Origin of the sequence: Streptacidiphilus sp. EB129 (genome assembly GCF_041262645.1) — a bacterium.
Lineage (GTDB): Bacteria > Actinomycetota > Actinomycetes > Streptomycetales > Streptomycetaceae > Streptacidiphilus.
The window spans coordinates 26,893-47,309 of sequence record NZ_JBGCCS010000018.1 but is presented as its reverse complement, the minus strand read 5'-3'; the positions used below and the strand labels follow the sequence as shown (position 1 = coordinate 47,309).

General features: G+C 73.0%; 17 protein-coding genes. 9 read left to right on the top strand and 8 right to left on the bottom strand.

What is annotated here, in order from left to right; translation table 11 throughout:
• Positions 1 to 756 precede the first annotated feature (756 nt).
• Positions 757 to 1,719: a hypothetical protein gene (locus ABH925_RS22090; protein ID WP_370150481.1), complete on the top strand. Its 963-nt coding sequence runs from the start codon at positions 757 to 759 to the stop codon at positions 1,717 to 1,719.
• 397 nt (positions 1,720 to 2,116) lie between these two features.
• On the opposite strand, the gene ABH925_RS22085 is transcribed toward ABH925_RS22090, so the two are convergent.
• From ABH925_RS22085 to tdh, 4 genes are all read right to left on the bottom strand, one after another.
• Positions 2,117 to 3,124, bottom strand: coding sequence for a DUF5937 family protein (locus ABH925_RS22085; RefSeq protein ID WP_370150480.1), 1,008 nt, complete (start codon positions 3,122 to 3,124; stop codon positions 2,117 to 2,119).
• Between the two features lie 162 nt (positions 3,125 to 3,286).
• A complete protein-coding gene (locus tag ABH925_RS22080; protein WP_370150479.1) occupies positions 3,287 to 4,210 on the bottom strand; it encodes a LysR family transcriptional regulator in 924 nt (307 codons plus the stop codon).
• 4 nt (positions 4,211 to 4,214) lie between these two features.
• Positions 4,215 to 5,420, bottom strand: a complete 1,206-nt coding sequence (locus tag ABH925_RS22075) for a glycine C-acetyltransferase (RefSeq protein ID WP_370150478.1) — start codon at positions 5,418 to 5,420, stop codon at positions 4,215 to 4,217.
• A 58-nt stretch (positions 5,421 to 5,478) separates the two neighbouring features.
• Positions 5,479 to 6,507, bottom strand: coding sequence for an L-threonine 3-dehydrogenase (gene tdh / locus ABH925_RS22070; RefSeq protein ID WP_370150477.1), 1,029 nt, complete (start codon positions 6,505 to 6,507; stop codon positions 5,479 to 5,481).
• Positions 6,508 to 6,709: 202 nt separating this feature from the next.
• On the opposite strand from tdh, the gene ABH925_RS22065 reads away from it, so the two are divergent.
• A complete protein-coding gene (locus ABH925_RS22065) occupies positions 6,710 to 7,330 on the top strand; it encodes a DedA family protein (protein WP_370150476.1) in 621 nt (206 codons plus the stop codon).
• Between the two features lie 28 nt (positions 7,331 to 7,358).
• On the opposite strand, the gene ABH925_RS22060 is transcribed toward ABH925_RS22065, so the two are convergent.
• The gene (locus ABH925_RS22060; RefSeq protein ID WP_370150474.1) at positions 7,359 to 7,574 is read right to left on the bottom strand and encodes a hypothetical protein; all 216 of its coding nucleotides are present in this window, start codon (positions 7,572 to 7,574) and stop codon (positions 7,359 to 7,361) included.
• A 282-nt stretch (positions 7,575 to 7,856) separates the two neighbouring features.
• Here ABH925_RS22060 and ABH925_RS22055 point away from each other — a divergent pair, with 282 nt between their 5' ends.
• On the top strand, positions 7,857 to 9,452 hold the full coding sequence (locus ABH925_RS22055; protein ID WP_370150472.1) for an alkaline phosphatase family protein: 1,596 nt from the start codon (positions 7,857 to 7,859) through the stop codon (positions 9,450 to 9,452).
• 91 nt (positions 9,453 to 9,543) lie between these two features.
• Here ABH925_RS22055 and ABH925_RS22050 read toward each other — a convergent pair whose 3' ends face one another.
• Positions 9,544 to 10,728: a CaiB/BaiF CoA transferase family protein gene (locus ABH925_RS22050; protein WP_370150469.1), complete on the bottom strand. Its 1,185-nt coding sequence runs from the start codon at positions 10,726 to 10,728 to the stop codon at positions 9,544 to 9,546.
• Positions 10,729 to 10,957: 229 nt separating this feature from the next.
• On the opposite strand from ABH925_RS22050, the gene ABH925_RS22045 reads away from it, so the two are divergent.
• The 6 genes from ABH925_RS22045 (at position 10,958) to ABH925_RS22020 (ending at position 18,570) form a co-directional block, all read left to right on the top strand.
• The gene (locus tag ABH925_RS22045) at positions 10,958 to 11,377 is read left to right on the top strand and encodes a hypothetical protein (RefSeq protein WP_370150467.1); all 420 of its coding nucleotides are present in this window, start codon (positions 10,958 to 10,960) and stop codon (positions 11,375 to 11,377) included.
• 189 nt (positions 11,378 to 11,566) lie between these two features.
• The gene (locus ABH925_RS22040) at positions 11,567 to 12,166 is read left to right on the top strand and encodes a histidine phosphatase family protein (RefSeq protein ID WP_370150465.1); all 600 of its coding nucleotides are present in this window, start codon (positions 11,567 to 11,569) and stop codon (positions 12,164 to 12,166) included.
• A gap of 204 nt (positions 12,167 to 12,370) precedes the next feature.
• The gene (locus ABH925_RS22035) at positions 12,371 to 13,399 is read left to right on the top strand and encodes an oligopeptide:H+ symporter (protein ID WP_370150463.1); all 1,029 of its coding nucleotides are present in this window, start codon (positions 12,371 to 12,373) and stop codon (positions 13,397 to 13,399) included.
• Positions 13,400 to 13,453: 54 nt separating this feature from the next.
• Positions 13,454 to 15,484, top strand: coding sequence for a CocE/NonD family hydrolase (locus tag ABH925_RS22030; RefSeq protein WP_370150461.1), 2,031 nt, complete (start codon positions 13,454 to 13,456; stop codon positions 15,482 to 15,484).
• A 63-nt stretch (positions 15,485 to 15,547) separates the two neighbouring features.
• Positions 15,548 to 17,620, top strand: a complete 2,073-nt coding sequence (locus ABH925_RS22025; protein WP_370150459.1) for an FUSC family protein — start codon at positions 15,548 to 15,550, stop codon at positions 17,618 to 17,620.
• Positions 17,621 to 17,748: 128 nt separating this feature from the next.
• Positions 17,749 to 18,570 (top strand): aldo/keto reductase, encoded by an 822-nt coding sequence (locus tag ABH925_RS22020; RefSeq protein WP_370150457.1) that lies wholly within the window; start codon positions 17,749 to 17,751, stop codon positions 18,568 to 18,570.
• Positions 18,571 to 18,589: 19 nt separating this feature from the next.
• On the opposite strand, the gene ABH925_RS22015 is transcribed toward ABH925_RS22020, so the two are convergent.
• Complete coding sequence (locus tag ABH925_RS22015; RefSeq protein ID WP_370150454.1) at positions 18,590 to 19,489, bottom strand: SDR family oxidoreductase; 900 nt, start codon at positions 19,487 to 19,489, stop codon at positions 18,590 to 18,592.
• 232 nt (positions 19,490 to 19,721) lie between these two features.
• Positions 19,722 to 20,393, bottom strand: a complete 672-nt coding sequence (locus ABH925_RS22010) for a TetR/AcrR family transcriptional regulator (protein WP_370150452.1) — start codon at positions 20,391 to 20,393, stop codon at positions 19,722 to 19,724.
• Between the last annotated feature and the right edge of the window lie 24 nt (positions 20,394 to 20,417).

Here is a 20,417-nt window from a genome sequence, read left to right as displayed (position 1 = left end):
TTCTTGCATGCCTTGTCTCAATAGCCACATGACGGGATGAAACCGGCAAGCAGAACAGGTCCGTCGGGGGTGCGGGAGGCGTCCGCAAGTACCCGAGCGGTAGCACATCACTGCAGGTCAGAGGCGCATATTGGGCCGGGAGAGGGAGACCCGGACACCCCTGACGGCCAGTCAGCCATCCGGGGCACCGAACCCCCGCCCGGCGGCCCGTCAGCCGCGCTGCGGGAGGCCCGCGACCAGGCGGGACCACTCGCGGTCCCGCCGGCCCGGTGTGGTGCGCCCGGCCTGGCGCCACTGCGCGGCGAGCGTGGTGTAGATGGGCGTCTCGTCGGGGCGGAGAATCGATTCTTCGCCCGCCGACAGCGGGCCGGCAGACGACCGGTCAGCGGGAGCCTGATCAACCCGCCCTTGGTCGACCGAGGCCTCGTCGGGCCGCTGACGATCGGTCGGCGAATGATCGATTCTGCGGCGCCGCCCACTGGGGGCGGCAGCCGAATGCGTCACAGTCACACCCGGCCCAACGAGCCCGCCCCGGCCCAGGCAACCTCCGCCGAACGGGCTTCACCCGACCGGGTGTCAGGCCAGTGACGGCGGGCCGAACCCGCCCGCACCGCCGTCAGAGATTGTCCGGCCAGGGCTGGTTGGCGAAGTAAATTCTTCGGCAATACATGTCATGCCCTAGACAATCTCTTGCCTCGGCTGATTGATTACGTTCCGGCAGCCCGCCACACCACCCCACCCCACTGGGAGGTATCTGTGCGTCTTCGTCCCCTGCAGGCCGCGTCCCGCACCGCCGCCGCGCTCTCGCTCGCCGTCCTCGGCGTCGCCGCGCTCGCGTCCGGTGCTCAGGCCCACTCCACGGCAGTCACTGACGGCGCGTCAGCGTCCGCCGTACACCCGGGAATCAAGCTCCAGCATCCGGCCGTCCATGTCCAGAGCGTCCAGGCTACCGGCAACAAGCTGACCGTCCGTTCCGCCGCGAGTACCGGCGTGGTCTCCCCCAAGCCCACCGTCTACCTGGTCTTCTGGGGCTCGCAGTGGTCCTCCGACCCGGCGGGTGTGGCGCCCGACATGCAGCAGATGTTCAAGGGCCTCTACGGCAGCCAGGACACCTGGGGCACGATCCTCACCCAGTACTGCGAGGGCGTCGCCAAGGGCACCTCGAACTGCGGGACCAAGGGCACGCACATCAGCCACCCCGCGAGCAGCCCGCTCGCCGGCGTCTGGTTCGACAACGCGAACGCGGCGCCGTCCAGCGCCACCGCCGCCCAGATAGCCTCCGAGGCGTCCAGCGCGGCGGCTCACTTCGGCAACAAGACCCAGGCCCCCAACCTCAACGCGCAGTACGTCATCGTCTCGGCGACCGGCACGCACCCGGACGGCTTCCCCAACAGCGGGTTCTGCGCCTGGCACGACAAGACCAGCAGCTCCTACGGCACCCTCGCCTACACCAACCTGCCCTACATCCCCGACCTCGGTGTCGACGCCTGCACCACGCTCACCGACAACCGGATGCTCTCCGGCATCGAGTCCACCGAGACCCACGAGTACGCGGAGACCGTCACCGACTTCTGGCCGAGCATCGGCTGGAACGGCGGCAACGGTGAGATCGGCGACGAGTGCGAGAACATGGACGCCTTCGTGCCGCTGAGCACCGGCAGCTTCGACCTCCAGGGACTGTGGTCCAACAGCGCCAACAAGTGCGTCACGCACGGCTGACAAGCACCTTGAACCATGTGCAGCCCCGATCGCGATCCGAACGGCGATCGGGGCTGCACGGGTTCCGGGTGTCCGGCACTCGCGGCTTCAGGGGGCGCACGAGCACTCCGGGCGGACAACCGGACGTCGGTGGGGCGGCGGGTGGTGCGGCGGAGCCCGTGGGGGTGGGCTCCGGGGACCGCGTGGCAGGGGCTTGGGTCCCCCGTTCTCAAGCCCCAGCCACGCGGCGTAGCGGGTTGAGCGGTTGAGCGGGTTGAGCGGGTTGAGCGGTTGAGCGGTGGAGGTGCGGGCATCACGCCGCTGCCCGCCGCAGAAGAGTCGCACCGGGGCCGAACCGCGCGCCAGCTTTTAGGCTCTGCCCCTAACGGTCGCCCCGGCCTCCGCCCGGTACGTCGCGTCAGCGGACGACCGCGCCGCCGGGGTTCGCCGACATCAGGGCGTCGCCCAGGTCGGTGAGGGAGTGCCGGACCCGCCGGCCCTGACGGGCGCTCACGATCAGGTCGGCGTTCCTGAGCGCGCTGGCGTGCTCCGAGGCGGTGGGGGCGCTGACACCCAGCCGCTCGGCGAGCTCCCCGGTGGTGCAGCCGGTTCGGATCGCCCGCAGGGCGCGGGCCCGGCCCTGCCCGATCAGCGCGCCGAGCCCGTCGCCCTCGCGGGCCAGCAGGGTGGTCGGCGGCGCCGGGTACACCAGCGTCGGCTGCCGGTGGGCGGCCAGCACCGGCAGGACGTGGTCGAGCCCGAAGACGCTGGGCGCGAGCACCAGGCCCCGCCCCGCCAGGGCGACCCGGGCGTCCCCCTCCTGACCGGGCATCGGGATCGCCAGCGTGCCCTCCACGCCCCGCCAGGAGATGCCGGCGTGCAGTGCGCCGGCCGCCGCGGCGAGACCCAGCGACGCCGCCTGCTCGGTCCGCGCGGCGATGTCACGGCGCAGGTTCGCCCGCAGGCCGTCCCAGCTGTCGGCCATACAGGCACGGAACAGCGCACGCATGGCGGCCGCCAGCTCCCTGCGCTCGCGCACGCCGCCGTCCCGCAGTGCCAGCAGCGCGCGCGGCGGTTTGGGGAGGCCGGCCCGGGTCAGGTAGAGGTCGACCTCGACGGTCAGCCGCTCCTGGCTGACCGCCTCCAGCGCGTCCAGCTCTGCGCCCAGGTTGTCGGCGACGCCCGGCACGTAGGGGACCAGCGGCAGCGGGATGAACCTGGGGTGGGCGTTGATCAGCTCCACGACGGGGATCGCCCGGTGCGGGACCCGCCGCCGCACCGAGTTCCACCAGCGGTCCCTGGCGGTGTCCCCGGCCGGACGCGGGCCATCGTGCAGTGCGTCCACCAGGTTGCGCAGCGGCGAGATCGCCAGCCGCATGCTCGCCAGGTCCTCGGCCTCGCAGCCGAGCAGGATCGAACCACCCACGGAAACCCCCTCCCGCTGTGGGCCCGCCCCGGCACACCGACGAGCAGAGCATAGTCCCGCACCGACCACGAGACCCCGCCCGCGCGCGAACCCGCTGCCGCGCGACCACCGCCCCGCCGGGGCGTCAGAACCCCCGGGCGTCGGCCCCGATCCGCCGGGGCGTCAGATCTCGCCGCCGGGGCGGACCCGCTCGGCGGTGGCGCGCAGGGCGGTGAGCACCGGGCGGATCAGCGGGTGGTCCTCCGCCCCCCTGCGGACCGCCGCGAAGACCCGCCGGGTGGCCGGGACTCCCGAGACCGGGAGGATCACCACGTCCGGCAGGTCCACCCCGCGCAGCGCCGATCGCGGCACCAGGGCCACGCCCGCCCCCGCGCCCGCCAGCGCCGCGACCGCCCGGAAGTCGTCCGAGGAGTGCGCCAGCCTGGGCTGGAACCCGGCGAACTCGCAGGCCAGCACGACCACGTCGTGGCAGGGGTTGCCCGGGTAGGGACCGATCCACGGCTCGGCGGCGAGGTCGGCGACGGCCACCCGGTCGCCGCCGGCCAGCCGGTGCCCGCGCGGCAGTACCGCGTCGAAGGGTTCGGCGTAGAGGGGAACCCGGGCCAGCCGCTGGTCGTCCTCGCTCGGGGCGCCCCGGTACTCGACCGCGACGGCCAGGTCCGCGTGCCCGTCCAGCACCATCACCAGGCTCTCGTCGCCCTCGGCGTCCCGGACCCGCATCCGGATGCCGGGCGCGGTCCGGGCCAGCTCCGCCATGGCCGGGGCGACCACGGTGGCGATGCCGGTGGCGAAGGAGACCACGGTCACCTCGCCCGCCTCACCCGCGGCGTAGGCGGCGAGCTCGGCCTCGGCCCGTTCCAGCTGGGCCAGCACCGCGTTGCTGTGCTGGACCAGGATCTCCCCGGCTGTGGTCAGCCGGACCCCGCGCCCGTCCCGGACCAGCAGCTGGTGGCCGACCTCGTTCTCCAGCGCGGCCAGCTGCTGGGACACGGCCGAGGGGGTGAGGTACAGCGCGGCGGCCGCGGCGGTCACCGTCCGGTGGTCCGCCACGGCCCGCAGCGTGCGCAGTCTCCGGGCATCGATCACCTGGTCATCCTGCCAGGGCGGACCTCGCGGCGACGAATGCGGTGACGGCCCGCTCCACGTCCTCGGCCGAGTGCGCGGCCGACAGCTGGACCCGGATCCGGGCCTTGCCGTGCGGCACGACCGGGTAGGAGAAGCCGACGGCGTAGACGCCGTGCTCCAGCAGCAGCTCGGCGATCTTCCCGGCCTGCTCGGCGTCGCCCACCATCACCGGCGCGATCGGGTGGTCCCCGGGCAGGATGTCGAAGCCCTCCTCGGCCATCCGGGTCCGGAACAGCTCGGTGTTGGCGTAGACCTGGGCGCGCAGCGCGGCGCCCTCGCCCCCGGTGTCCTCCAGCAGGTCCAGGACCTTGATCGAGGCGGCGGCGATCACCGGCGCGAGCGAGTTGGAGAACAGGTACGGACGCGAGCGCTGGCGCAGCAGCGCCACGATCTCGGCACGGGCGGCGACGTAACCGCCGGAGGCGCCGCCGAGGGCCTTGCCGAGGGTGCCGGTGAGGATGTCCACCCGGTCCATCACACCGTGCAGCTCGTGCGTGCCCCGGCCGCCGGGGCCGACGAAGCCGACCGCGTGCGAGTCGTCGACCATGACCATGGCGCCGTAGCGCTCGGCGAGGTCGCAGATCTCCTGGAGCGGGGCGACATAGCCGTCCATGGAGAAGACGCCGTCGGTGACGACGAGCTTGCGCCGGGCGTCGCCGGCCTCCTTGAGCTGCTGCTCCAGGTCGGCCATGTCGCGGTTGGCGTAGCGGAAGCGGCGGGCCTTGCAGAGCCGGATGCCGTCGATGATGCTCGCGTGGTTGAGCGCGTCGGAGATCACCGCGTCGCGCTCGTCCAGCAGGGTCTCGAAGACTCCGCCGTTGGCGTCGAAGCAGGAGCTGTAGAGGATGGTGTCCTCCATGCCGAGGAAGCCGGACAGCCGCGCCTCCAGCTCCTTGTGGACCTCCTGGGTGCCGCAGATGAAGCGGACCGAGGCCATACCGTAGCCCCAGCGGTCCAGCGCGGACTTCGCGGCGGCGACGATCTCGGGGTTGTCGGCGAGGCCGAGGTAGTTGTTGGCGCAGAAGTTCAGCACCTCGCCGGGGCGGCCTCCGGCGGTGACGTCGACGGTGGCGCTCTGCGGGGTACCGATGACGCGCTCGGGCTTGTGCAGGCCGGCGGTGCGGATCTCGTCCAGGGTGGCGCGGAGGTCCGCGCGGACGGAGTCGAGCATGGGGGTCACTCCTTGGCTGACGGTCGGGGGCAGGGTCGGGAACCGGGCGGTCGGGGAACTACACGGTCCAGTCGAGAATGACCTTGCCGCAGCGGCCGCCGGCCGCGTCGTCGAAGGCGGCGTCGAAGTCGCGGTACGAGTAGCGCCCGGTGATCACCGGCGAGAGGTCCAGGCCGCCCTCCAGCAGCACGGACATGGCGTACCAGGTCTCGAACATCTCGCGGCCGTAGATGCCCTTGAGCGTGATCATGGACGTGACGATCCTGGCGAAGTCCACCGGGAACTCGTCGGCCGGGAGCCCCAGCATGGCGATCTTCCCGCCGTGGGTCATGTTGGCGATCATCTCGCGCAGCGCCTCGGGCCGCCCGGACATCTCCATGCCGACGTCGAAGCCCTCGCGCAGCCCGAGCTGCCGCTGGCCGTCCTCGATGGTGCTGGTCCGCACGTCGAGCGCCAGGCTCACGCCGACCCGCTCGGCCAGCTCCAGCCGATAGGGGCTGACGTCGGTGATCATGACCTTGCGGGCACCGGCGTGCCGGGCCACCGCCGCCGCCATGATGCCGATCGGGCCGGCGCCGGTGATCAGCACGTCCTCGCCGACGACCGGGAAGGACCGCGCGGTGTGCACGGCGTTGCCGAAGGGGTCGAAGATCGCGGCGACGTCCAGGTCGACCGGCACCCGGTGCACCCAGACGTTGGACGCGGGCAGCGTCACGTACTCGGCGAAGGCCCCGTCCCGGCCGATGCCCAGGCCGACCGTGCTGCGGCACAGGTGACGCCGGCCGGCCAGGCAGTTGCGGCACTTGCCGCAGACCAGGTGGCCCTCGCCGCTGACCAGGTCACCCACGGCGATGTCGGCCACGCCGGCGGCGATCTCGACGACCTCGCCGACGAACTCGTGGCCGACCACCAGCGGGGTGCGCACGGCCTGCTGCGCCCAGCTGTCGAAGCTGCGGATGTGCAGGTCGGTGCCGCAGATGCCGGTGCGCAGCACCTTGATCAGCACCTCGCCGGGGCCGACCTCGGGCTCGGGCACGTCCATCAGCCACAGACCGGGCTCTGCCTTCGCCTTCACAAGTGCCTTCACGGCGGGCCCTCCAGGGCATGACGACATCACGCGGCACCGCGAGTGCCATGCCGCAGACCCCACCTTTCCCGTCCCAGCAGCCCCAGGTCCATCGAGGGTTTCTTAAGGAGGACGCCAGCAGCGCTTCAAGATGTCAGCGGAGGAGATCACGCTCCACCCGGAAGATGATGTGTCCGATGAACTGCGCGGATAGGGTTCTTGAGTGAACGGCACCCTGCTGGCCCTCAACCCGATGAGCGGATCGTCGCTGCTGACCGAGTTCGGCGCGCTGGCGGTGCTCGTCGGCATCTTCGCCGAGTCCGGACTTCTGGTGGTCGGCTTCTTCCTGCCCGGCGACACGCTGATCTTCCCGGCCGGGGTGCTCTGCGCCACCGGCGGCGGACCTGGTCCGCACCTGGTGCTGTGGGAGGTACTGCTCTGCGCGGCGGTGGGTTCGGTGCTGGGGGCGCAGTTCGGCTTCTTCCTCGGCCAGCGCGGCGGGCAGGCGGCGCTGACCAGGGCGTCCAACGGACGGCTGAAGGGCTTCGTGGCCAGGGGCGACGAGTGGCTCAGCCGGTACGGAACGCGCAAGGCGATCGTGCTGGGCCGGTTCGTACCGATCGTGCGCACCGTGGTGAGCCCGATGGCCGGGGTGCTCGGCGTGCCCACCCGTACCTTCCTGCTGTGGCAGGTGGTGGGCGGCCTGGCCTGGTCGCAGAGCCTGGTCCTGCTCGGCTACTGGCTCGGCGCGGCGGTGCCGGGCATCGACAACTACATCCTGCCGGCGGTGGGCCTGGTGATCGTGGTCTCGCTGCTGCCGCTGCTGCTGCGGCGTCGCGGCTAGCCGTCGGGCCCGCCACAGCGGCAATGCGTCAGCAGAAGCAGGGGTCGGTGTCGGCCGCCCCGCTGTGTCTGGCGCCGTCGCGGCAGTCGGCGGTCATCTGGCGTGGGATACGGCACAGCGGAGCCTGGGCTCCGACAGGTGCGGGGCCGGGCGCGGCCGGCAGCGGCGGATAGTCGGGATCCGGGTCGAAGACGTCGGCATGACGAAGGATCAGATCCCTGGACGCAGCGGACAGATAGGTCATGGCGCGAGCGTAGAACACCGACCGCCGATACGGACCGGGTCCGCGCCATCCGCCCCCGAGTCTCCGCATCCCACGGCGCGCCGACACCCCGGCACTCCCCCGCGAATCCCATGGCGCGAACGGCCTCCGGCCTGCCCGGGCGGGCGAATAGCGGGCGAACGCCGACCCCTCGAAACAAATTTGACGTGAACATTACCGTCAAGTCATATCGGTCTGCGCCGGAGCCACAGACGATGACCGAGGCGACAACCGACTCAGCCCCACCCCACCACGGGAGGCAGCGTGCGCACCCGAAAGTTCTTCTCCGCAGCGGCAGTTCTGGGCCTGCTGGCCGGACTCGGCAGCACCGCGATACCGGCGGCGGAGGCCGCCACGTCCGTGCCGCGCCCCGACCACACCCTGGTCGTGATCATGGAGAACCACTCCTACAACGAGATCATCGGCGACACCACGGACGCGCCCTACATCAACTCACTCGCCCAGCAGGGGGCGAACTTCACCAGCTCGTTCGCGGTCAGCCACCCGAGCGAGCCCAACTACCTGGCCCTGTTCTCCGGCTCCACCCAGGGCCTCACCAGCGACAGCTGCCCGCACACCTACACCACCGGCAGCCTCGGCGCCGAGGCGCTGTCCGCGGGCTTCGGCTTCTCCGGCTACTCCGAGTCGATGCCCTCGCAGGGCTACACCGGCTGCACGAGTGGCGAGTACGCCCGCAAGCACAACCCGTGGGTGAACTACAGCACCATCCCCACCACCGACAACAAGACCTTCGCGCAGTTCCCGGCCGCGGCCAGCTACAGCACGCTGCCCACGCTCTCCTTCGTCGTCCCCAACCTGCTGGACGACATGCACGACGGCACCATCGCCCAGGGTGACACCTGGCTGAAGAACAACATCGACTCCTACGCCCAGTGGGCCAAGGCACACAACAGCCTGCTCGTGGTGACCTGGGACGAGGACGACAGCAGCCAGAGCAACCAGATCCCCACGCTGTTCGTCGGCGCGGGCGTCAAGCCCGGCGCCTACAGCGAGAACATCACCCACTACAGCGTGCTGCGCACCATCGAGGACGCCTACGGCCTGGGCCACCTCGGCTCCAGCGCCTCGGCGAACCCGATCACCGACATCTGGTCGGGCGGCAGCACCGGTAGCGTCACGCTGAGCACCCCGGCCAACCAGAGCAGCACCGTCGGCACCGCCGCCTCACTCCAGCTGCAGGCCACCGACACCGCGGGCGGCACCCTCAACTACACCGCCACCGGCCTGCCCGCCGGACTGTCGATCAACACCGGCACCGGCCTCATCAACGGCACCCCGACCACCGCCGGAACCTCCTCGGTGACGGTCACCGCCACCGACAGCACCGGCCCGTCCAGTAGCGCCACCTTCACCTGGACCGTGGCCGGTAGCGGCGGCGGCTGCACCGCGGCCCAGCTGCTGGGCAACCCCGGCTTCGAGACCGGCAAGGCCGCCCCGTGGACCGCCACGGCCGGTGTCATCAACAGCGACACCTCCAGCGAGCCCGCCCACTCCGGCAGCTGGGACGCCTGGCTCGACGGCTACGGCTCCCCGCACACCGACACCCTCGCCCAGAAGGTCACCATCCCGGCGACCTGCGTCAACGCGACCCTCACCTACTGGCTGCACGTCGACACCGGCAAGACCGGCAGCACCGCCGCCGACACGCTGACCCTCTCCGACGGCAGCAGCACCCTGGCGACGTACTCCAACCTCAACGCCAACTCCGGCTACACCCAGGAGACCGTGAACCTGTCCGGCGACATCGGCAAGACCGTGACGCTGACCTTCACCGGCACCGAGGACGGCAACCAGCAGACCAGCTTCGTGCTCGACGACACCGCGCTCAACGTGTCCTGACCGACCCGGAAGTCACGCGGCCGACCGGCCGATCCGCCGGTCGGCCGCCACCGTACCGGCTGATCGCGGATCGGCCGGCGGCGGCGCGCGGTCAGCCCAGTACGCCCTTCTCCCGCAGCGCCGCGACCTCTGCGGCGTCCACGCCCAGCCCGGCCAGGATCGCTTCGGTGTCCGCCCCCATCCGCGGGGCGGGCACCGGTTCCGGCAGCGGGGTGCCGTGGAAGCGCGGGGCCGGGGCGGGCTGGTGGCCACTGCCGCCGGGGCCCGGGAGGTAGGTGCCCCGGGCCACGTTGTGCGGGTGCCCCGGCGCCTCGTCCAGCGACAGGACCGGAGTGACGCAGGCACCCCGGCCCTCGAACAGCGCCGCCCACTCGTCCCGGCCGCGCCCGGCGAAGACCTCCGCCAGCCGGGCGCGCATCCGCGGCCAGGCCGCCCGGTCGTTCTGGGCGGCGAAGAGCGGATCCCCGGTCAGGTCGAGCACCTGCAGCAGCGCGGCGTAGAACTGCGACTCGATCGCGCCCACGGCGACATGGCCGCCGTCCGCGCAGCGGTAGGTTCCGTAGAAGGGGGCACCGCCGTCCAGCAGGTTGACCCCGCGTTCGTCCTGCCACATCCCCATCGCGCGCAGCCCGTAGGTCATCGCCAGGAGCAGCGCGGTGCCGTCCGTCATCGCCGCGTCCACCACCTGGCCGCGACCGGTGGTCCGGACCCCGAGCAGGGCGCTGACCACGCCGAGGGCCAGCAGCATCCCGCCGCCGCCGAAGTCGCCGACCAGGTTCAGCGGCGGGACCGGGTCGCCGTCGGCGCCGCCGATGGCGTGCAGGGCGCCGGCCACCGCGATGTAGTTGATGTCGTGCCCGGGATCCTGGGCCAGCGGGCCGTCCTGCCCCCAGCCGGTCATCCGGCCGTAGACCAGCCGCGGGTTCCGGGCCAGGCAGTCCTCCGGGCCCAGCCCCAGCCGCTCCGCGACGCCCGGACGGAAACCCTCGATCAGCGCGTCCGACCCGTCGGTCAGCCGCCGGACGAGTTCGGCGCCGTCGGCGTGCTTGAGGTCGACGGCGAGCGAGCGGTGGTTGCGGTGCAGTACCGGGAAGGGCGTGGCGCGCCCGCTGTCGGCGGGGCGCTCGATCCTGATCACCTCCGCGCCCAGGTCCCCGAGCACCATCCCGCAGAAGGGCGCGGGTCCGATCCCGCCGAGCTCGACGACCCGCACGCCGGCCAGCGGCCCGCGCCGGACCCCCGTCGCCGCTTCCCCGTCCAGTTCCGCCTCGGTCACCAGGACACTCCCTCACTCCGCTGCTCGGTGCTGCTGCTCGGTACTGCCGCGAATCGCCGCCAAGCTACGCATGCCGCCGTGAGGTGTCCAGGCACGGCCGTCCAGTGGCGGTCAGCCCTGGCGGTCGGACAGTCACACTGTTGCCACCATCCGGTTGATTCCTGGTCAGCCCCGCTGCCGGCCGGGCACGGTGACACGGATACAGGTACCCACCAGCCCAGGAGCCCCCGTGCGCCATCCCTTCCGCGCCCTGCTCGTCGCGACGCTCGCCGTCGCCCTGCTCGTCGGCGTCCCGACCCGCAGGGCGGAGGCGAGCGCGGTCCGCGGGTCGTACTCGGTCCAGTACGTCTCCCTGCAGGCCGCGGCCGGTGACAACTCGTCCAGCGGGGTCACCGAGTTGAGCGTCACCAAGGAGAGCAACGGCTACCGGCTGCGCGGCTACGTCCGCTCCGATGCCGGCTGCGTCAAGCTGATGGCGGTCACCATGCACTGGGGCGACTACGTCGGCGGCGACGAGGTGGTCCGCACCTGCGAGGCCGGCGTCGAGGCCCCGGTCGACGCCTGGACCCACCACCCGGACGTGGTCCTGGTCGCGATCGTCCCGAACGGCCCGGACTGGCAGAGCCACATCGCGGGCCTCACCGGCTGACCACGCTCCCGCCCGGCGTCCCCGTCCACGGCTCCGTACCGCCGCCCCCGTCCCGTCACCCACCGTCACGTCACCCGACCGAATCCCGCTCCGAGTACGCCATACGGGCGTGCGAAGATCGAGCGGTGCCACCGAGGCCGAAGCCGGCCGCGCAGTGACGAAGAACGAGTGACGAAACGAGTGAGCCTGATGGGTGATGTGATCCTGGTCCGCCACGGCGCCACCGAGTGGAGCGAGGCCGGGCGGCACACCAGCTACACCGACATGCCACTGGTCGCGCGAGGCGAGGAGCAGGCCCGCGCGCTCAGCGGGATGCTCGCCGAGCACCCGGTCGCGCTGACGCTGTGCAGCCCGATGAGCCGGGCCAGGGCCACCGCGAAGCTGGCCGGCCTGGACCCGCTGCTGATCGAGCCGGACATGCACGAGTGGGACTACGGCGGGTACGAGGGCATCACCACGGTCGACATCCACCGCACCCGTCCGGACTGGGACCTGTGGACCGACGGCGTCGTACCCGGGCCCGAGGGTCACCCGGGCGAGACCCCGGACGAGATCGGCGCGCGCGCCGACCGGGTGCTCACCCGGGTGGCCGAGGGACTGCGCGACGCCGACGGCGGCGACGTGGTGCTGGTCGCCCACGCCCACTTCCTGCGGGTGCTGACGGCCCGCTACCTCGGCCTGCCGGCCTCGGCCGGCTCGTTGTTCATGCTGGCCACCGGCACCATCAGCCGCCTCGGCACGGAACACGGCCGTCCGGCGATGGCCGCCTGGAACGAGCGCCCCCGCTAGCGGCTCCGCCGACCGGACCACCCGCCGCCCGCCCCGCACCCGCCTGCCGGGCGGGCGGCTTCGCGCGGTGCGGGCCGCGCCGCGCCCGCCGCCGCGCGGTCCGATCAGCTGCCGACCGTTATGCTCCGAATAAGTGTCACATCGGACATACGGCGCCCCTCTCGGCGCCTGCTTCGCCGGCGGCGCAGACGGAGGCAGCGACCCTTGGGCACGAGCGCGGTCACCCGCACCGACCAGGACGACCCGGCCTCGGCCGACGACCATTCCTTCTTCGGCCACCCCCGGGGACTGCTGACCCTCTTCGGCACCGAGATGCGGGAACGCTTCTCCTACCTCGGCATCGTCCAGTACGTGCTCGGCCGCAGGCATCTGGCCGGCCGTCAGAACGGCGCCGAGTCGGCGCTGCCGCGGTCGGCGCTGCGCCGGACGCTGCGGCTGGTCGCGGCCGGGGCGGCGGCCCTCGCCGCGCTCTTCGGCGTGCTCGCCCTCGCCGGGGTGCTGACCATGTCCAGGGCGGTCGACATCGTCACCGCCGGCTCGGTGCTGGCCCCGATCGGCTACTTCGGCTTCCTGTTCCGCAGTCCGCAGGTCTCCGCCGGGGAACGCGGCCGGCTCCACCCCTACCTGGTGCTCTTCGGCGCCTCGGTGGCCTTCAACCTGGTGCTGTTCCAGTCCTACTCCACCATGAACCTGCTGGCGCTGAACCACGCCGACACCGGCTTCTCCGGCTGGGAGTTCCCGTCCTCCTGGTACGGGTCGGTGCTGGGCGTGGCCGAGGTGGTGCTCGCGCCCGTGGTCGCCGCCACCTGGGTCGCCCTGGGCGACCGGCAGCCGCACGCGTCCAACAAGATCGCCTACGGGGTGATCCTCGGCGGGCTCTCGTTCCTGATCATGGTGCCCGCCACCATGAACCGCACCGGCGACTGGGTGATGTCCGGTTTCTGGCTGATCGTCTGCTACGCCGTGCTCGGCCTCGGCGACATCCTGCCGGAGACCACCGGCATGTCGGTGACCACCCGGATCGCCCCGGCCGCCTTCGCCAGCCAGAGCATGGCGCTCTGGTTCCTCCCGCTGGCGCTGGCCAACGGGCTGCAGGCGCAGGTGGTCAAGCTCTACGGCCGGATCTCCGACCCTGCCTACTTCGGCCTGAACGGCTCCTTCGTGCTCCTGGTCGGCCTCGCCGTGATCGCCGCCGGACCGTGGCTGCGCCGCACCATGGCCCCGGTGCACTGACCCGGCGGCCGCCCCCGCTTCCCCGCACTGATCCGCTCCCTGGAGAACCCGACCATGCGCTACCGCGAGGACTTCCCGTACCGCACCACCTGCGAGGACGTCAGCATCCCCGGCGCGGACGGGACCCTGCTGTACGCCCGGATCTGGCGCCCCGTCACCGACGCGCCGGTGCCCGCCCTGCTGGAGTACCTCCCGTACCGGCTGACCGACTGGACCGCCCCGCGCGACGCCCAGCGCCACCCCTGGTACGCGGGCCACGGCTACGCCTCGGTCCGGGTCGACGTGCGCGGCCACGGCAACTCCGACGGCCTGCCGGGGGACGAGTACGACGCCGCCGAACTCGCGGACGGCGTCGCGGTCGTCGAGTGGCTGGCCGCGCAGCCCTGGTGCAGCGGCCGGGTCGGCATGTTCGGCATCTCCTGGGGCGGCTTCAACAGCCTGCAGATCGCCGCGCTGGCACCCGAGCCGCTGAAGGCCGTCGTCACCGTCTGCTCGACCGACGACCGCTACGACAACGACGTCCATTTCATGGGCGGCTCGGTGCTCGCGGTGGACATGCACGCCTGGTCGGCGACCATGCTGGCGTTCGCGGCCCGGCCGCCGGACCCGGCGTTCGTCGGCGACCGCTGGCGCCGGATGTGGCTGGAGCGGCTCGGCCACATCGAGCCGCTGATCCACACCTGGCTCGCGCACCAGGCCAGGGACGACTACTGGCGGCACGGCAGCGTCTGCGAGGACTACCCGGCGGTGAAGGCGGCGGTGCTGGCCGTCGGCGGCTGGGCCGACCCGTACCGGGACACGGTGTTCCGGCTCGCCGAGCACCTGGGCGCGCCGATGCGCGGCATCGTCGGTCCCTGGTCGCACCAGTACCCGGACCGGGGCCTGCCGCCGGGCCCGGCCATCGGCTTCCTGCAGGAGACCCTGCGCTGGTGGGACCACTGGCTCAGGGAGGACACCCCCGGCACCGACACCGGCGTGATGGCCGAGCCCCGGCTGCGCACCTGGATCAACGAGTCGGTGCCCCCGGCCACCCGCTACGCGGTCCGTCCCGGACGCTGGGTCGGCGACCCCGGCTGGCCCTCGCCCAATGTCACCATGACGCCCTATCGACTCAACGGCCCGCTGCGGACCTCGCTGGAGGGCCCGGTCGACGTCGTCTCGCCGCAGCACACCGGCGTCGACGCGGGCCGCTTCTTCCCCTTCGGCAACGACGCCGACCTGCCGCCGGACCAGCGCGAGGAGGACGGCCGCTCGGTCTGCTTCGACAGCCCGCCGCTGCCGCAGCGGGTCGAGATCCTGGGCAATGCCCGGGTCCGGCTCCGGGTCGGCTCCCGCGCGCCGCGCGGCCAGATCGTCGCCCGGCTCTGCGACGTGGCCCCGGACGGCTCGTCCACCCTGGTCACCCGGGGCGTGCTGAACCTGCTCAGCCGGCACGGGCGCGCGCGCACCGTGGAGTGGTCGCCGCGCGAGAACGAGGACGTATCCTTCGACCTGGTCGCCATCGGCCACGCCTTCCCGCCGGGCCACCGGCTGCGGCTGGCGCTGTCCTCCGCCTACTGGCCGTGGATCTGGCCGCACCCCTCCGACGTCGGCTTCACCGTCGAACCGGACGGCAGTGCGCTGGTGCTGCCGGTCCGCGACCGGGACGGGGACCTCGGCCGGCCGCCGATCGACTTCGCCGAGCCCGAGCAGGCGCCGCCGCTGGGCGTGGTCTTCGCCGACCCGGAGACCCTCGGCCCCGAACGCGTGGTCACCCACGACGTGGCGGCCGGCGAGTGGCGGCAGCAGGTCGACCCCCGCTACGGCGGCACCCGCACCTACCCGGACGGCCTGGAGTTCAGCGAGGACGCCCGGGAGAGTTACGCGATCCGCAGCGACGACCCGCTCACCGCACGGACCAGGTCGGACTGGACGGTGGGCCTGCGCCGCCCGGAGCTCGGCTGGGACGTGCGGATCACCACCCGATCGGAGATCCGCGCGGACGCCACCCACTTCCTGACCGACAACCGGATCACGGCCGAGGAGGGCGGCACGGTGGTCTTCGAGCGCCGCTGGGAGCGCCGCATCCCCCGGACGAACGGCTGACCGCGTCTCCCGACGAACCTCCGCCCCGGCCCCCGGCGGCCCTGACGATCTACGCTGACCGACATGCCCTGGATCCCGGCCCTGAAGAGCACCGCCCGCTCCGGCTTCGCCCTGGAACGGGCGGTCACCGAGCCGCAGGCGGCGCTGCGCGGAGCGCTGGGCGTGGCCCTGGTGCTGTTCCCGTCCCTCGCCCTGGGCACCCCCGCGCTGGCGACCTCCGCCGCCCTGGGCGCGTTCATCGCCGGCACGGCCACCTTCCAGCGCAGCTTCCGGCCCCGTCCGGTGCTGGCCCTGGGCGCGGCGGCGGGGCTCTCCGCCAGCACCTTCGTGGGGTATCTCGCCTCGCCCTGGCCGGTGCTGTTCGTGCTGGTGGTGGCCCTGTGGGCGTTCGCCGCCGGGCTCGCCTGGGCGCTCGGCCCGACCGCCGGCATCGTCGCCTCGACCACCGTCTCGGTGATGCTGGTGGTGGTGTCGCTGACCGAGAACGTGGGCCAGGCCGCCCGGCACGCCGGGGTGATCGCGCTCGGCGGGATCGTGCAGGCGGTGCTGGTCGCGGTCTGGCCGGTACGCCGCTGGGGCGCCCAGCGCGACGCCCTGGCCGACGCCTACGCGTCCATGGCCGACTACGCGCGCCGGCTGCGGCAGGACCCCTTCGCCGCGTTCGACCCCGAGGCGCTGGTGACCGCGCGCAACGCCGCCGCGCTGACACCCCACCAGGCCCGGCGCCGCCCGGCCGAGCTCAGCGGGATGCGGCAGCCGATGGAGCGGATGCGGCCGGCCATGGCGGCGCTGGCCGACCCCCGGGTCGGCGCGGCCGAGGAGGGCCCGCAGCGGGACCGGGCCCGCGAGATCCTGGCGGCGGCCGCCGAGATCCTGGACGCGGTGGCGAGGTCGATCCGCACCGGACGACGGGTCACCGTGCCCGACCGGGTCTACCGTTCGATGGCCGTCCCGGCGCACGGGCCGGTGCTCAGCGGCCCGGCCCGGCAGTCCGCGCTGCGGCTGATGGGACTGCTGGCGGACACCGTGGACAGCCTGGAGACCGCCGACGACGACGGTGAGACGGCGGGCGGCGGGCGGGTGCCCGGGCACCTGCCCCGCCCCTCCGTCCCCGAGCTGCTGCCGATCGCCGCGCACGCGGTGCGGCACCAGTGGACCTGGTCCTCACCGGTGCTGCGGCACGCGGTGCGGCTCAGCGCGGTCTGCGCGCTGAGCTACACCGTCGGCTCGCAGCTGCCGCTGGGCCACGGCTACTGGGCGCCGCTGACCGCCGCGATGGTGATGCGTCCCGACTTCTCGCAGACCTACGCCCGGGGGGTGGCCAGGATCGCGGGCACGGTCCTGGGGGTGGCCCTGGCCAGCGCGCTGCTGTTCCTGACCGGAACGTCGGTGTGGCTCTGCGCCTCGCTCGCCGTGATCTGCATCGGCTGCAACTACCTGGTGATCCGCACCGGCTACGCGGCGGTGAGCCTCTTCGTCACCGGCTATGTGGTGTTCCTGCTGGCCATGGACGGCGCGAAGCTGGTCGACACGGCGGCCGAGCGGATCGCGATGACCCTGCTCGGCGGCGCGCTGGCGCTGATCGCCTACGCCGTCTTCCCGACCTGGCAGACCACCAGACTGCCGGACCGGCTGGCGGAGTACGTGCGGGCCGGCGGCCGCTACGCGGCCACGGCGGTGGACGCCTTCGGCCGCTCCTCCCCGGCCGGCCGGCTCGCGGTCCGCGAGGCGCTGCTGGACCTCCGTGCCGCCCGGGCCGAGCTGGTGACGGCGAGCCGGCAGGCCGCCCACGAGCCGGTCCGGCACCAGGGCCTGCGGCCCTCGCAGCTGCGCGGGGCCCGGGTGTCGATGGCGGCGCTGGGCCGCACCGCGATGCTGCTGGAGGCCCACCTGCCCGCGTCCGGCACGGAACCGGCACCGGGCGCGGCCGCCTTCGCGGCGCTGCTGCGGCAGGAGACCGGGCGCGCGGCCGAGGCCATCCGGCTGGACCGGCCGGTCGACTTCTCCGCCGTCCGGGCCGGCCACGACGCCTGGGCGGCGCAGGCCGCCGACGACCCCGCCGCCGCGCTGGTGCTGCTGGACGCGGGCTTCCTGGTCGAGGCCCTGGAGACGCTCCAGGAGGCGCTGGCCGGCTGACCGGGCGACGCACCGGCACCGCCGCGCGTCCGCTGTACCGGCGGGCGGGGGTCATGGTCGACTACGGGTGTCCTCCGTTACGACGGTCCGACCGTGCGGCCGACCGATCCCAGCAAGGAAGCGCCCTCATGAGCCATCCCACGCTCACCCTCAACAACGACGTCAGGATGCCCCAGCTCGGCTTCGGCGTCTGGCAGGTGCCGGACGGCCGGACCGCCGAGGTGGTCGGGACCGCCCTGCGGGTCGGCTACCGCAGCGTCGACACCGCCGCCGTGTACGGCAACGAACGCGGGGTCGGCGACGCCGTCGCCGCGTCCGGGGTGCCGCGCAACGAGCTGTTCGTCACCACCAAGCTCTGGAACGACCAGCAGGGCTACGACAACGCGCTGCGGGCCTTCGACGCCAGCCTGGAGCGGCTCGGCCTCGACTATGTCGACCTCTACCTGATCCACTGGCCGGTCGCGGCCCGGGACCGCTACGTCGACACCTGGCGGGCCCTGGCCAAGCTGCTCGCCGACGGGAGGACCCGGGCGATCGGGGTGTCCAACTTCCAGCCCGAGCACCTGCGCCGGCTGGTCGGGGAGACCGACGTGGTGCCCGCCGTGAACCAGATCGAGCTGCACCCCGGGCTGCAGCAGCCGGAGCTGCGGGCGCTCCACGCGGAGCTGGGCATCGTCACCGAGGCCTGGAGCCCGCTGGCCCGGGGCGGGCTGCTGGACCACCCGCTGATCACCCGGATCGCCCGGCGGCACGGTCGAACCCCGGCCCAGGTGATCCTGCGCTGGCACCTGCAGCTGGGCAACGTGGCGATCCCCAAGTCGGTCGACCCGGAGCGGATCCAGCAGAACGCCGACGTGGTCGACTTCGCCCTGGACGACACCGACCTCGCCGAGATCGCCGGGCTGGACCGGGGCGCCCGCGTCGGCCCCGACCCGGACACCTTCGGCTGATTCCCCAGGGGCTCCCCGGTCAGCTGCCGACCTTGCGGGCCGCGCGGGCCGCCTCGTCGGCGGCGCCGCCCAGGCCCACCAGGCCGCGCCGGTTCGCCGCCGTCTCCCGCAGCCGGGGCTCGATCCCGCGCAGCTGCCACGGCGCGAGCCGGCCCAGCACCAGCGGGACCTGGCCCCGGACCAGCTGGTAGCCGCGCAGCCAGGCCTGGGCGTAGACGTGGACGGAGCGCCGGGCGATACCGTCGGCGATCCGCTCCACGGCCGGGCCCAGCGGGTAGGTGCGGTTGGTCGGCCACGGCAGGTGGGCCCGCATGTCGCGCATCACCTCGTCCTCGTCCGCGCCGCGCACCATGTCGGTGTCGGTCCAGCTGAGGTACCCGACGCCGACCCGGACCCCCTGGTTGGCCACCTCCCCGCGCAGCGCGTGCGCGAAGGCCTCGACACCGGACTTGCTGGCGCAGTAGGCGGTCATCAGCGGCGCGGGCGCGATGGCGGCCAGCGAGGCGATCTGCAGCAGGTAGCCGCGGGAGGCGATCAGCGCGGGCAGGAAGGCGCGCGCGGTGCTGGTGCTGCCGAGCAGGTTGACCTCGATGACCCGGCTGAAGGCGTCCGGGTCGGAGTCGAGGAAGCCGCCGCCGATGGCGATCCCGGCGTTGGCCACGACCACGTCGATCCGCCCGTAGCGGGCGAGCACCCGCTCGGCCACCGAGCGCAGCGCGCCCAGGTCGGTGACGTCGGCCTCGTACCAGGTCGCGGACGTACCGCAGCCGGCCGCGGTGCGCTCCAGCTCCTCCGGCTCCAGGCCGACCAGCGCGACCTGGGCGCCGCGCGCGGCGAGGGTGCGGGCCAGTTCGGCGCCGACGCCCCGCGCCGCGCCGGTGACGACGGCGACCTGGCCGGCGAGTGACTGCTTGGGCATCGCGTTCCAATCGGTGCGGGGCGGCGGTGGCCGTTCCTGGTGGAGGTGCCTGGTGGAGGTGCCTGGTGGAGGTGCTTGGCGGGGGTGTGCCTGACGGACTCGTCGATCGCGCCAGTGATCAGTGGCGCAGTCAGGAGCGTAGGGCACCACGCCCGGCCGTGGAAGGGTGCGGCGCGCAACCTCACGCAGTCCGCGCGATCACGCCGTGCCGACCGTCAGGCCGCGTCGCCGGTCACGCGGTGCCGGGCAGGGCGGTGGCGGCGGAGGGCTGCGACACGCCCGGGGTGCGACCGAGTCCGATGAGTAGCCGTTCGAGTACCAGACCGGCCTCCTCGCGCGCCCGGACATGGTCCTCGGCCTTGGCGATGTAGAGGCTGGCCTCGGAGATCAGCGCCGCCAGCATCCGGGTCAGCGGCGCCACCGGCAGGTCCTCGACGTTGCCCTCGCTGATCGCCTCGGTCAGCGCCTCCGCCAGGAGGAGGTATCCGTGCTCCTCCACCAGGGCGTCCCAGGCGCTGTGCCCCAGCACCGCGGGCCCCTCGACCAGTACGATCCGCTGGAAGTGCGGATCGTTGCAGGCGTCCAGGAACGACTGGAAACCGGTGCGCAGCAGCTGCCAGGCGTCCCCCGACTGCTGCTCGGCCCGGGCCGTCTCCTGGGCGACCAGTCGCTCCGCCATCTCCTGAGCGCACTCGGCCATCACCGCCCGGAAGAGGTCCGCCTTGTCCTTGAAGTGGTGGTAGAGCGCACCGCGGGTGACATCGGCGGCCACCACGATGTCCTCGGTCCCGGTCGCGGCGTAGCCGCGCTCGGCGAACAGCTCACGCGCCGCACGCAGCAGCGCACGCCGGGTGTCCGCGACGTGCTCCGCGCGACGACTCCGCCTGATCCGGGGAACTGACATACCTTCATCCTGTTCCATACAGTC

Coding starts and splice junctions, on each gene's coding strand:
- ABH925_RS22075 (WP_370150478.1), bottom strand. CDS start 5,420: ATGCTCGACTCCGTCCGCGCGGACCTCCGCGCCACCCTGGACGAGATC.
- ABH925_RS22060 (WP_370150474.1), bottom strand. CDS start 7,574: ATGACCTATCTGTCCGCTGCGTCCAGGGATCTGATCCTTCGTCATGCC.
- ABH925_RS22040 (WP_370150465.1), top strand. CDS start 11,567: ATGGGTGATGTGATCCTGGTCCGCCACGGCGCCACCGAGTGGAGCGAG.
- ABH925_RS22030 (WP_370150461.1), top strand. CDS start 13,454: ATGCGCTACCGCGAGGACTTCCCGTACCGCACCACCTGCGAGGACGTC.
- ABH925_RS22025 (WP_370150459.1), top strand. CDS start 15,548: ATGCCCTGGATCCCGGCCCTGAAGAGCACCGCCCGCTCCGGCTTCGCC.
- ABH925_RS22020 (WP_370150457.1), top strand. CDS start 17,749: ATGAGCCATCCCACGCTCACCCTCAACAACGACGTCAGGATGCCCCAG.
- ABH925_RS22015 (WP_370150454.1), bottom strand. CDS start 19,489: ATGCCCAAGCAGTCACTCGCCGGCCAGGTCGCCGTCGTCACCGGCGCG.
- ABH925_RS22010 (WP_370150452.1), bottom strand. CDS start 20,393: ATGTCAGTTCCCCGGATCAGGCGGAGTCGTCGCGCGGAGCACGTCGCG.